This is a genomic window from Paenibacillus tuaregi (assembly GCF_900086655.1).
GTDB lineage: Bacteria > Bacillota > Bacilli > Paenibacillales > Paenibacillaceae > Fontibacillus > Fontibacillus tuaregi.
Genome location: NZ_LT575476.1, coordinates 3,146,947 through 3,159,021, shown reverse-complemented (window position 1 = coordinate 3,159,021; position 12,075 = coordinate 3,146,947). Strand labels below are relative to the sequence as shown.

General features: G+C 50.1%; 12 protein-coding genes. 11 read left to right on the top strand and 1 reads right to left on the bottom strand.

What is annotated here, in order from left to right; translation table 11 throughout:
- The first annotated feature begins 200 nt into the window (after positions 1-200).
- From BN6628_RS14155 to BN6628_RS14145, 3 genes are all read left to right on the top strand, one after another.
- Positions 201-1,256, top strand: coding sequence for a FecCD family ABC transporter permease (locus tag BN6628_RS14155; protein ID WP_068618475.1), 1,056 nt, complete (start codon positions 201-203; stop codon positions 1,254-1,256).
- Positions 1,256-2,287 (top strand): FecCD family ABC transporter permease, encoded by a 1,032-nt coding sequence (locus BN6628_RS14150; RefSeq protein WP_068618473.1) that lies wholly within the window; start codon positions 1,256-1,258, stop codon positions 2,285-2,287. The genes BN6628_RS14155 and BN6628_RS14150 overlap by 1 nt, the downstream gene beginning before the upstream one ends.
- 93 nt (positions 2,288-2,380) lie before the next feature.
- On the top strand, positions 2,381-3,421 hold the full coding sequence (locus BN6628_RS14145) for an NAD(P)/FAD-dependent oxidoreductase (RefSeq protein ID WP_068618471.1): 1,041 nt from the start codon (positions 2,381-2,383) through the stop codon (positions 3,419-3,421).
- 399 nt (positions 3,422-3,820) lie between these two features.
- Here BN6628_RS14145 and BN6628_RS14140 read toward each other — a convergent pair whose 3' ends face one another.
- Entirely contained in the window at positions 3,821-4,288 is a 468-nt protein-coding gene (locus BN6628_RS14140; RefSeq protein WP_068618469.1) for an ABC transporter substrate-binding protein, read from the bottom strand.
- Positions 4,289-4,684: 396 nt separating this feature from the next.
- Between BN6628_RS14140 and BN6628_RS14130 the strand changes: the two genes are divergently transcribed.
- From BN6628_RS14130 to BN6628_RS14100, 8 genes are read left to right on the top strand one after another with little or no spacing between them, the layout of a single operon-like run.
- Positions 4,685-5,419 carry a hypothetical protein gene (locus BN6628_RS14130; protein ID WP_068618466.1) on the top strand — a complete coding sequence of 245 codons (735 nt, stop codon included), beginning with the start codon at positions 4,685-4,687 and terminating at the stop codon, positions 5,417-5,419.
- Between the two features lie 54 nt (positions 5,420-5,473).
- Positions 5,474-7,696, top strand: a complete 2,223-nt coding sequence (locus BN6628_RS14125; protein ID WP_068618463.1) for a heavy metal translocating P-type ATPase — start codon at positions 5,474-5,476, stop codon at positions 7,694-7,696.
- Between the two features lie 17 nt (positions 7,697-7,713).
- Positions 7,714-7,842 (top strand): hypothetical protein, encoded by a 129-nt coding sequence (locus BN6628_RS26850; RefSeq protein WP_262363156.1) that lies wholly within the window; start codon positions 7,714-7,716, stop codon positions 7,840-7,842.
- Positions 7,843-7,893: 51 nt separating this feature from the next.
- On the top strand, positions 7,894-8,553 hold the full coding sequence (locus tag BN6628_RS14120; RefSeq protein WP_089153554.1) for a response regulator: 660 nt from the start codon (positions 7,894-7,896) through the stop codon (positions 8,551-8,553).
- Positions 8,540-9,979, top strand: coding sequence for a right-handed parallel beta-helix repeat-containing protein (locus tag BN6628_RS14115; RefSeq protein WP_148449280.1), 1,440 nt, complete (start codon positions 8,540-8,542; stop codon positions 9,977-9,979). The genes BN6628_RS14120 and BN6628_RS14115 overlap by 14 nt, the downstream gene beginning before the upstream one ends.
- Positions 9,972-10,532, top strand: a complete 561-nt coding sequence (locus BN6628_RS14110; protein WP_068618459.1) for a nitrous oxide reductase accessory protein NosL — start codon at positions 9,972-9,974, stop codon at positions 10,530-10,532. The genes BN6628_RS14115 and BN6628_RS14110 overlap by 8 nt, the downstream gene beginning before the upstream one ends.
- 15 nt (positions 10,533-10,547) lie before the next feature.
- Positions 10,548-11,369 carry an ABC transporter permease gene (locus BN6628_RS14105; protein ID WP_068618458.1) on the top strand — a complete coding sequence of 274 codons (822 nt, stop codon included), beginning with the start codon at positions 10,548-10,550 and terminating at the stop codon, positions 11,367-11,369.
- Positions 11,362-12,072: an ABC transporter ATP-binding protein gene (locus BN6628_RS14100; protein ID WP_068618456.1), complete on the top strand. Its 711-nt coding sequence runs from the start codon at positions 11,362-11,364 to the stop codon at positions 12,070-12,072. The genes BN6628_RS14105 and BN6628_RS14100 overlap by 8 nt, the downstream gene beginning before the upstream one ends.
- Positions 12,073-12,075 lie beyond the last annotated feature (3 nt).

Genomic DNA, 12,075 nt, shown 5'->3' with positions numbered 1-12,075 from the left:
ATACACCGCATGGCGTCTGCCGTGGGGTGTTTTTTTCACGTTCTTATGAGAGTGTAAACTTCAATGGGGAGAGCCATATGGGAAAAGTACAAAGATTGAGCTTGGTTTTGTCCATTGCCATGTAGAGGATGATCAATTTAATATTGATAATGAGAATCAATATCACAGAATGATCTCAATTGTAATAAAAGGTGGAGGCTATGGCTCGGACGGCAGATTATCTATATAAGCAAGAGGCAAAAGGTAGGGCCAAGCTGCGGACACGCCCTTGGGCGGTAGTTCTAATTCTGATTGGAGGATTGGCTGCCCTTGTGTTCAGTATCGCGCTGTCTGTTTCATTCGGAGCGGCAGATATCAAGTTCAGCTTTGTATGGGATGCGGTTTTTCATTATAATCCCGATCTGGTCCAGCATCAGATCATTATGGAATTGCGTCTGCCGCGTGTGCTGGGTGGGGCGATGATAGGAGCCAGCTTTGCGGTGGCGGGGGCTATCATGCAGGGCATGACCCGCAACCCGCTTGCGGATTCCGGGCTGCTCGGACTTAACGCAGGCTCAGGGTTCATGCTGGCGGTTTGTTTTGCTTTTTTCCCTGGACTGCCGTTTATGTACTTGATCTTGTTCTCGTTTCTCGGAGCGGGTATTGGCGCCGGCCTGGTATATGGAATAGGTTCCATGTCCAGAGGCGGTTTGAGCCCGGTACGTCTGGTATTGGCGGGCGCGGCGCTAAGCGCGTTAATGTCTGCGTTAAGTGAAGGCATTGCCCTGTATTTCCGGATCGGACAGGACTTGGCGTTCTGGTATGCCGGAGGTGTGGCAGGAACCAAATGGGACCAACTTGAAATTATGTTTCCCTGGATCGCTGCTGCGCTCGCGGGCGCTGTTATGCTGTCCCGGTCTATTACCATGTTAAGTCTGGGTGAGGACATTTCACGGGGGCTGGGTCAGCGGACTGTGCTGGTTAAGCTGGCCGGAACGATTATCGTATGGATCCTCGCCGGGGCAGCCGTGTCGGTTGTCGGTGCTGTGGGTTTTGTCGGACTGCTTATTCCGCATATCACCCGCTATTTGGTAGGAGTTGATTTCCGCTGGATTATCCCATGCTCCGCCGTGTTGGGCAGCTTGCTGGTGATTATGGCCGATCTGGCGGCCAGGATGGTCAACCCGCCCTATGAAACACCACTGGGAGCTGTGATTGCCCTCTTGGGTGTTCCATTCTTCCTTTACCTGGCGCGTAAGGAAAGGAGGGAACTGTAATGGGGAGTTCCTCTGGACTTATAAAGGAAAGGCAGGCTGGAAGAAGGAATATTAAGGTAGTCCTTACACTAGGAATGCTTATCATTGCCGCATTTATCATTAGCATGAATACCGGGTATATTCGTTTATCACCCCTAGAATTGATGTATACCCTACTAGGCCAGGGAACCCAGAAACAGTCTCTGATTCTATTTGATTTTCGTCTGCCGCGGATAGTCATTTCTGTGTTGATTGGAGCCGGTCTGGCCGTATCCGGTTGTATTATGCAGGGTGTCTCACGCAATGCTTTGGCTGATCCCGGGATCTTGGGCATTAATTCAGGTGCGGGGCTTGCTGTTCTGCTATTTATCTCGTTCTATCCGAGCACGTCCTCTGCACCGGTATTTCTGCTGCCGGTTCTTGCGCTTCTAGGAGCGGGAATGACGGCAGCGCTAATTTATGGACTTGCCTATAAACGGCATCGTGGATTGCTGCCAACAAGTTTGCTTCTGACAGGGATTGCGGTTGCGGCTGGAACCAGCGCAGCGACGATTGTGCTTACTTTAAGGCTTAACCCTGAGAAATACCAGTTTGTAGCCACCTGGGTGGCAGGCAGTATCTGGGGCAGCAATTGGAAGTTTGTGCTTGCGCTGCTGCCTTGGATACTGCTGTTAATTCCGTATGTTATTTATAAGTCGCGTGTATTGAATGTGTTGAACCTGGGAGATATGACCGCAGCCGGTCTTGGGGCACCTGTAGAGAGGGAAAGACTGAGACTGCTTGGTGCAGCTGTGGCTCTGGCAGGAGCATGTGTCTCCGTCAGCGGTGGAATTGGATTCGTTGGTCTGCTCGGCCCGCACTTGGCCAGACGGCTTGTCGGGACGAAGCATCAGATTCTCATTCCTGTCTCTGCACTGGCAGGCTCATTGCTTGTGGTGGTGTCGGATACCATCGCACGAATTATTCTTCAGCCTACTGAGGTCCCTACAGGTATAGTGGTTGCGGTAGTCGGCACCCCTTATTTCCTATATTTGTTGTCCAAAACAAGATAACCAGCCTACCGCGCATTGCGGTTGCTGTAAGATACCGATCATTCAAGAAATAGGATAAAGATTTCAGTCCATTACAAGCCAGGAGGGAACGGGATGACAAGTTCTTTGGAATTATACGATGTGACCATTATTGGCGGGGGACCTGCAGGAATGTATGCCGCCTTTTATAGTGGAATGAGGGATATGAAGACCAAGCTGATCGAAGCGAAGGATGAGCTGGGCGGGCGTATGCGCATTTACCCGGAGAAAATGATCTGGGATGTCGGCGGTTTTGCGCCAATCCAGTGTGAACAATTGATCAGACAGCTGGAGCAGCAGACTATGGTGTTTGATCCGACCTTGGTGTTCGGGCAACAAATCACCGGGCTGGAAAGGCAGGAGGACGGGACCTACCTGCTTATCACCGAGTCTGGGGAAAAACACTGGACGCGTACCGTCATCCTTGCTGTAGGACGTGGTATTCTCAAGTTGGCCAAGCTGGAGATTGAAGGGGCGGAACGCTTTGAAGTGACTAATCTTCATTATACGGTTCAGGAGATTGAGGCTTTTCGCGGGAAAAAGGTACTGATCTCCGGAGGTGGAAATTCCGCAGTAGATTGGGCTAACGAGTTGGAACCCATTGCGGCCCAGGTCACTGTCGTGCACCGTCAGGATCGCTTTGGCGGCCATGAGAAAAATATTGTGCGCATGAAGGAGTCCACGGTGGATGTTCGTACCCGTCATGTGGTAGCAAATCTGCACAGCAGTGATGGCAGAACTATTGAGAAAGTTAGCATCCGCCATGTGGACCGTGAGGAGACTGAGCGGCTGGAGGTTGATGCTGTTATTGTCAATCACGGGCTGAAAGCAGATTTTGGCGGAATTACCGGCTGGGGATTGAACATGAATGATTGGAATGTGTTCACTAGCAGCAAGCTTGCCACTAACCTGCCGGGTATATTTGCCGCTGGTGACTTTGCGGCTTATGACAGTAAAGTCAACCTGATTGCGGGGGCTTTCCCGGATGCGGTTCTTGCGGTCAATAGCGCCAAGCTGTATATGGACCCTGCGGCACCAGAGGTTGCCTATGTGTCCTCGCATAATAACCGGTTCGATGAGAAGAACCGGGAGCTTGAGACAGCGGAACAGAAGTAAGTTAAGGTACAAGGTGGAAAGTACAAGGCCCAGGTGTAAGGTACAGGTGTAAGGTGCATTCCCCCTCTCGGCGGCATTAGCCGGGAAGCCCGGAACAGGGCTTCTCTACGGCGACCGGGCAGGGGGATTTTTTTGTAATTAGCAAAGCAAGAATGAGGCATTAGCCAAAGCAGGCGTGCTGCTTGCTCCTGGTGGTCTGCAGCCAAGCTCAAGTGTAATCTGAATTTCTTATCCCGAGTCTGGCGGGAAGGCCAAGGTGAACAGACGGGCCATTTACGGAAATCAAAGAAATGATTGCCAAATGTTTGATGGCCTGCCAGAGAGTAAGACATTGAAGCTCCGCAAGGATTCTGCAATCGACTCGGCTCAGCTGGTATCGTGGCTTACCCAGGCTTCAGATCAGCTATAATTCCCTACCAAGGGCTTAAATGTTAAGTTATATGCTTTGGCCAGAAGAGCCGTATTTTTTAGCACACTCTTGTGAAGCTGCTCCCACATGGCGTCATTTTTGGCCTTATACTGGGCGAGCCAATCTTTGGCCTGCTGTTGTCTGCCGAGAAGATCTCCAAGCAGCGTTATGCGCTCTTCTAATGGAGCAAACGTATTAAACGTTACCGTTGGTGCAATCTTGGCCAGTTGACTGTACTCTTTCTCATCCGTATTGGCGGTTAGTATAATATCCGGATTAAGTTCAAGCGTCTTCTCCAGGTTAATGGGATATGTCATTTGCTCTATATGTTTCAATTGTTCCTCAAAGATGAATCCTTTGATAAAACCGCCCCCGACAGCATCCACTTTAAGAGCTAACAGATCACCGAACGTTTCCCCGACAAAAATGACACGCTGAGGTGAAACAGGGATCTCCACTTCGTGGCCTATATAATCCTTAATTCTTCCTCCTGGATAATTTATCGATGATAATCATTATCATTTAGAGGTGATAATAATAGATTTAGTCCTATAACTCAATGGACAAAAACAAGATGCAGATTTTACTTTGTACAAAAAAACTATCCGTTTGACCAGTTTTTATTGATAGATCCCTGCATGCTTGCGAATCTGAACGGGCAAAAAATCCGAAACCAACAGCGATGGGAAGTAACTGAATCCCGTTGTTCACTAAACCTTCAAAGGAAATGAGGGTTAATAGCTCTTTCGAGTCATTCTTAACCAAAGCTCTGGCCAGTATGATCAATGATATAGACAGTATCCAATATTTGTTGATGGCGAGATCGCTGAATTTTATGCCCAAGGAGGAATGTAATGCTTAAAAACCACCTGAAGCTATTATGGATGTTGGGGATGATTCTCCTCATATTGCTGGGCGTATCGGCACCGTCTACGGTTGCCTCAGCGGCTCATGATCACAGCCATCATGGTTCAAGCACAGATACAAGTTCAGGCGCCAGTACTCTTAGCACCCAGGGTCAAATGAACCCGGAGACAGCGGGTGCAGACAATGGGCGGCTTGAGACTTATAAGAGCCATCCAGATCAGGCGGAGGCCTATCCTGCCGAGGTGAGCACGGGTATTTATATTTTCTCGGTGTTTTTTACATTAGGGATCACCTTGTTTGTTATTGCGAGAATCGGGAGATATGGAAATGCTCTGCCCCAGATGTCCGGCATGATGGCGGCGATGGCAATTGCGATGATGGCCGGACTAGTGGTAGGCACTGTGGCAGGGGTTATGCTGGAGACCATGTTCGCTTCCACTTGGGTTGGTGTGGCATTCGGGCTGTTAACCGGTTATGCAGCCGGCAGGAGGCTGAGCATGTTGGCTGTGCTCGACGGCATGCTGTCCGGTATTATGGGGGGCATGATGGGAGCGATGCTTGGTGTGATGGTCATTCAGGATCATCCAGTGCTTACAGTCCTGTTCATGGATGTGCTGCTTATCTTAATTGTGATGGCTCTGAGTTCTCTTTGGAAATTCAGACCTTCTTGCTGTACTGAACCAGACAACACTGAAGAGGAACTTGGCATAACAACAGGCTGAAGTCCTACATGTCTTGTGGCAATACAGGTGAAGATTGCGAATAAGGAGGCCGTGATGGAAGACAAAATCGTGATAAATATTACGGGGATGACCTGCGCGGCATGCTCGGGCCGTGTTGAGAAAGGGTTAAGCCGGCTTCAGGGGGTCTGCTCAGCCCAGGTGAACTTGGCCACGGAGAGCGCACTTGTGGTATATGAGCCGAATGAGATTAGTGCCGAAGCCATCCTGCAGAAGGTGGATTCTATAGGATATAAGGCCGCTATAAAAGATACATCCGAGCCTGCAGACAATGACCAGAGGGAGTCCCGTGCGAAGAAAAACGAGCTGATTCTGGCTGCCCTCTGTTCCATCCCTCTGGTCTGGGCCATGGGGGATCATTTCGAGTGGTTATCCTTCCTGTGGGTTCCCGAGATATTGTTAAATCCGTGGGTTCAGCTTGCGCTGGCTACTCCTGTGCAGTTCCTTGTCGGAAAATCCTTCTATACCGGAGCGCTGCATGCTCTCCGCAACAATGCCCCCAATATGGACGTGCTGGTCGCCCTGGGGACTTCAGCCGCTTATTTCTACAGCATTTATCTGGCTGTCCAGTGGAGCGTGGTTCCCCAAGAGGGGAAGATCATGCTTTATTTTGAGACAAGCGCACTTCTGATCACTTTCGTTAAGCTGGGCAAATGGCTGGAGTGGTTAAGCAAAGGAAAAACTGGCTCAAGCCTTGAGAAGTTAAAACAGATGCAGGCCAGATCAGCGATCCGAATTGAAGGGGAACGGGCTGTTGAGGTTCCGATTGATCAGGTGATGGTCGGAGACCGTATACAGGTTAAGCCCGGGCAGTGTATCCCAATGGATGGCGATATCCTGGACGGTGAGGGATATGTGAACGAGGCAGCCTTTACAGGGGAGAGCATGCCGGTATTCAAGAGACCTGGTGATTCTTTAATCGGAGGGACGATGAACCAGAATGGGGCGATGACCCTAGTCGTTACACGAACCTCAAACACCTCGCTGCTCTCCCAGATGGTCAAGCTGGTAGAGGATGCCCAGCTGTCCAAGCCGCCAATACAGCGGATAGCCGACTCGATCTCTGAATATTTTGTGCAAATTGTGGTCTTCATCGCGGTGATGACCTTTATCATCTGGTTTGTCTGGCTGTCACCCCGCGACTTCGCAAGTGCCTTGGAGACGGCTATCTCGGTACTCGTTATCGCCTGTCCCTGTGCTCTTGGCTTGGCAACGCCCACCTCCATTATGGTCGGCTCGGGCAGGTCGGCAGAGCATGGCATTTTGTTTAAACATGGGGAGTATCTTGAGGCCCTGCACAAATGCGGCACGATTGTTTTTGACAAAACAGGAACCTTAACTGAAGGGAAACCCACTCTTATTCATTATGAAGTTGTGAAAGGAACAGAACGTCCTGATTCCGAGCTTCTGTTGAAATATGCCGCAAGCGTGGAGCAGTACTCCGAACATCCGCTTGGGCGTTCTATTGTGGCCGCAGCTGAAGAAAGGAAGATCATACTGGGCCAGGTGTCGGGCTTTCAGTCCGTACCGGGCAGCGGAGTACAGGCGTTCGTGGATGGGCAGCGGGTCCTCATCGGTTCCGCTTCGTACCTGGAACAGAGTGGCATCCCGGTTTTAAGATATACGAGTCATGCTGAGAAATATGAGCTTGAAGGCAAAAGCGTGGTATGGGCTGCTGTTGGCCTTTATTTGATCGCTATGCTTGTCATCGCCGACCCGCTGAAAGAGGAAACAGCGGCGGTGGTGGATCGGCTGAAGAAGATGAATAAACGGCTTGTCATGCTGACAGGAGACAATGAGCGTACGGCGTTAGCTGTTGCCAAGCAGGCGGGGATAACTGAGGTGATTGCCGGAGTTCTGCCGGATGGGAAAGCTAGGGCGGTCCAGAGTCTGAGGAAGAAGTCCAAAACTAAAGTGGCTATGGTGGGAGATGGCGTGAATGATGCTCCCGCCCTGGCTGAAGCGGATTTCGGGATCGCTCTTCACAGTGGTACGGATATTGCGATCGAAGCGGCGGACATTGTGATTATGCATGACAGCCTGCAGCGCATACCGGATGCGATCCTGATCAGCAGATGGACGATGGACAATATCAAGCAGAATATGTCCTGGTCACTCGTATACAACGGGATAGGCATACCTATTGCGATGAGCGGGATGCTGATGCCCTGGGTTGCGGGTGCCGCCATGGCACTTAGCTCGGTTGCGGTGATCACGAATGCGCTCCGGCTGAGACGAATCAGCTTCACTGCAAAATAGAGGAGGAGAACAGCCTTATGGATATGAAACAAATGGCGGAGTATGACTCTATATTTTTAGCGATTTTCTTTGTGGTTATGGTCGGCCTGTGTGCAGGCGTATGGTTTGCATTCAAGGTGAACCGGAAAAAGGATACGGATGAGTAAGAAAGGCCAGCACCCGGAGTTCCAATCGACATACTGAGAGGGGGGATCTTCGTGCACACCCGAGTGCTCGTTGTGGATGATCATATATTTGCTCAGGAGGCGGTTTGTGATATTTTATCAGGCTGCCATGGATTTGAGGTGATCGGCGTCGTTAGCAGCGGTCAGGAAGCGATTGATTTCACCGAAATGATGATGCCGGATCTGATCCTGATGGACATCCAGATGCCGGGACTGGACGGACTGGAAGCCACACAGCGCATCAAGCTGCGATTTCCATATGTAAAGATCGTGATGATGACAGTGTCCGATGATGTGGTAAATCTGTTGGAAGCACTCAAAAGAGGAGCCCAGGGATATCTGCTGAAAAATCTCGCTCCCTCTGCGTGGATTCAATATCTTCAGTCTATCGTGAGTGAGGAAGTCCCGCTCAGCAGGGAGCTGGCCTTTCAAATTTTGAAGGATGTCTCCCTGTCCTCCCGCAGAGATGCCGGCGAGCAGCTTACCCTGAGAGAGAAGGAAATACTTAACGGTGTAGCGGCAGGTCTTACGAACAAGGAGATTGCCGAGGAATTGAATATTTCGGAACATACGGTGAAGAACCATCTTAAGAACATTTTGCAGAAGCTGCAGGTCCAAAACAGAGTCCAATTGACCCGGTATGCGCTTGAGCAAGGTCTTGTAAAGGGGAATAACTTCCTTGATAACGATTAGATTTCGTCGGAACAAGAGGATGATCGGGTGCGGCTGGCCGGTGAAATATTTCAAAGTTAGCAGAGATAACAGAGATTGCAAAGATAACAGAGTTCGCAGCTTCTTGCTGCTTGTATTTCTACTGTCTGCTGGCGTGGTGGCCCCTGTGCATTTCAATTACGCATCTGCTGCTCCTGATCAATCATCCAGCCCGATCCCGCTGCAGAAGATCATTGACGGAACCGCACCAGGTGAGGAGGCCGTTCTCCCTGAGGGTGTTTATGAAGGGCCGGTAGTGATCAAGAAGAAACTGAAATTACGCGGTGAAGGAGAAGTAACTTTGGTCAATCGAATCCCTTCTCCGGCAGTACAAATACAGGCTGAGGGGGTGGAGGTCTACGGAATAAGGATTGATCAGCTGGAAGCCGGTGAATCCGCCGCAGTTAAGGTAGTTGGCGATGATGTGAGGTTGGAGCGGCTTACTATAAACACCCGTGGCTACGGGATTATGCTGCGTGACTCTGACAACGGGATAATCCGGCAAAATGAGATCACCTGGAAAGGCAACGTCGATACGCCAAGCGATAACAAAGGAAACGGGATTGATCTATACAATTCGCACAGGAACCGGATTGAAGAGAACCAAGTTACCCGGGTACGGGATGGGATTTACATTGAGAACAGCAAGATGACACAGATCACCGGAAATGTTGTATCACAGTCCCGTTACGGTATTCACTGCATGTATGCGGACGGGGCCCTAATCCGTGGTAATCAGGGGGAGTACAATTATACCGGCGCCATGATTATGGGGGTTAACGATTCACGCGTCATCGGCAACACCTTCCGGCTGCAAAGCTCCAATGTGAATGCGCAGGGGATTTTATTATATGATGTGCACCGTTCAGTAGTAACCGGGAATCAGGCTGAGGGCAACCGGGTAGGGATCTATGTTGATCTGTCCACGGATAATCAGATTGATAGAAACTATCTTCAGCGCAACTTCCTTGGACTGCAGTTGAATAAGTCGAAGAATAACCGGTTCCAAGGCAACAGCTTCATCGCGAACGTGCTGGATGCAGTCGCATCTGGCAGCGAAAACAACAGAATGAACGGCAACTATTGGGATTCGTTCAAGGGACTTGATCCCGACAAGGACGGGACAAGCGATGTCCCTTATGCCATTAATCCGTTCTATCAGCAGCTGATCGAAAGCAACTCGGCTTACCAGTTATTTTTTCAGTCGCCGGGGATGATCTTCCTCAGCGATTTACATATGAGCGATACACAGTCTTGGCTCACCGATCAAGGGCCCGGGATGAAGCCCAACTCTGGAAGTGTCCGTGAGGGTGCGATGAATTATCAGGGAGCTGTTCTTGCAGCAGGAATCGTTATGATGCTTGGAGCAATTTATATTATAAGGTTGGGGGTCAAACGACATGAATAAAAAATTATGGAGCGCGGTATTTCTACCGCTGCTGCTCCTCGGAATGATATGTATTTCAGCTTGCGGGAAGACGTATGAGGCGCTCCCAATAGATGAGAAGGTGGATATTTGCGCAATCTGCAATATGCAGGTGAAGGATGACGCTTTTGCCACACAACTTACTACGAAAGACGGGAAAACTTACAAATTTGATGATATCGGATGTATGCACAAATGGAAGGAGCAGAACGGCACCGGGAACATCGGTATGGATTTCGTGCGCGATTACAATGACAAAGCCTGGATCGAGTACAGTAAAGCCTACTTTGTATATGACTCCTCGATCCGCACGCCGATGGCCTACGGGATACTCAGCTTTAAGGACAAAACCTCAGCAGAGGCTTTTGTCGCTGAACAGGGGATAGGGAAAGTCCTCACAGCCGAAGAGCTTAATCAGCACAATTGGAAGCAGAGCAAGGCTATGGACAATATGGATCATATGAAGGAACACACCGCTGAAGAAGGGGATAACAAGCAGCATTCTGATATGAAAGACAGCGGCGGCCATAAGTAGCCTCGGGGGTGGACCATGAATGATACGTTGCAGGTCGCGCTGCGGGAGATTAAGTCAGGATTCCGAAACCCATGGGCGTACTCTTTTCTCCTCTTATTTACGATATTCAGTATCAGCCTGTTGATGATTCACTCTCAGAGCTTTATGGAAGGGTATACAGGAGCCACAGGCTCCATGCTAAACCTCATTCTGTATCTGCTGCCCTTGATGACCTTGTTTCTGGGTTCCTTTTCTCTTACTTCCGAGAAGGAAGATGGCAACTGGCAGCTGTTATCAACCTACCCATTAAGTACGCTGTCATTTATTACCGGAAAATATATCGGTTTGGCCGCGATGCTGCTCGCCATTGTCTGTTTTGGTTATGGCATTATGGGTGTAGTTGGCGTGATTACCGGCCATCCTTTTGGCCTGCTCACTTATTATTTGTTTGTCGTGTTCTCTATTGGACTGGTACTCCTATTTCTAGCTGTAGCGATGGTAGTTGGTTCTTGCTGCAGCAACCGTTGGCAGGCCTTGACTGTTTCGGTGTCCCTCTGGTTCTTTGCGGTGATCGGCTGGAATTCCCTCCTGATCGGTTTTCTGGGCTGGCTGCCCTACGTGTGGATCAAACCTGTGTTAGTGGCACTCACGATCTTGAACCCCGCCGAACTGGTCCGTCTCTTTGTCATTATTAAGCTTGGCGGAGGCTCTGTATTAGGGCCGTCGTATTACAGGTGGGTGGACTGGATTGAGCAGCCGGGAGGCAGCTACATATTTGCCGGAGTATGTCTGGTCTGGATCATTGCCTCGATCGGCCTTGTGTATTGGATTTGGGAGAGGGGGCGTACCCGTGGATAATATTGCGGCGGAAGTATCGGGTGTCTCTAAAGTAATTGGAAAGAAGCCGTTGGTTCAGAATATAACGTTTCAATTGAGGAAAGGTCATGTGGTTGCTCTATGTGGTGGCAATGGAGCGGGGAAAAGCACTGTGCTGAGAATGCTGGCTGGAGTTACGCAGCCAACAGTGGGTGAGATCACCGTCCATCATGTACATTGGAGGAAGGACCGAAGGCGATATGCCCGGCATATCGGTTATATGCCGGATGATTACCAATTTAATCAGAGTCTGACAGCAGGTGAGGTGATGTCCTTCTGGGCTGAGCTGCGGCAGGTGCCGCAGGCTAGAGTCACTGAGGTGCTTAAGCTGGTTGGACTCGCAGACAAGCGCGGCCTGCTTGTGAATACGTTCTCCAAGGGAATGAAACAGCGCGTTTTGTTTGCCCAAGCCATCCTGGCCAAACCGCCTTTATTGATTATGGATGAACCGACAAACGGATTAGACCCCTATTGGATGAGAGAGCTTACCACGCTTCTGCATGATCTTAAGCAGGAGGGGCATACGGTGCTCTTCTCCACACATCAGCTTGATCTTGCGGGGGAGGCGGCGGACGACATTATTTTCATGAATGGGGGCGGGATTGTTGGGGAAGGAACAACCGCCAGCATTAAGGAGAAGTATGGCTCTGTTCAAGATGCCTTCAACTCTAGTCTAGGATTGTAAGGA

Excerpts from the sequence above, each read along its gene's own strand:
- BN6628_RS14155 (WP_068618475.1), top strand. The coding sequence starts at position 201 with ATGGCTCGGACGGCAGATTATCTATATAAGCAAGAGGCAAAAGGTAGG.
- BN6628_RS14150 (WP_068618473.1), top strand. The coding sequence starts at position 1,256 with ATGGGGAGTTCCTCTGGACTTATAAAGGAAAGGCAGGCTGGAAGAAGG.
- BN6628_RS14145 (WP_068618471.1), top strand. The coding sequence starts at position 2,381 with ATGACAAGTTCTTTGGAATTATACGATGTGACCATTATTGGCGGGGGA.
- BN6628_RS14130 (WP_068618466.1), top strand. The coding sequence starts at position 4,685 with ATGCTTAAAAACCACCTGAAGCTATTATGGATGTTGGGGATGATTCTC.
- BN6628_RS14125 (WP_068618463.1), top strand. The coding sequence starts at position 5,474 with ATGGAAGACAAAATCGTGATAAATATTACGGGGATGACCTGCGCGGCA.
- BN6628_RS26850 (WP_262363156.1), top strand. The coding sequence starts at position 7,714 with ATGGATATGAAACAAATGGCGGAGTATGACTCTATATTTTTAGCGATT.
- BN6628_RS14110 (WP_068618459.1), top strand. The coding sequence starts at position 9,972 with ATGAATAAAAAATTATGGAGCGCGGTATTTCTACCGCTGCTGCTCCTC.
- BN6628_RS14105 (WP_068618458.1), top strand. The coding sequence starts at position 10,548 with ATGAATGATACGTTGCAGGTCGCGCTGCGGGAGATTAAGTCAGGATTC.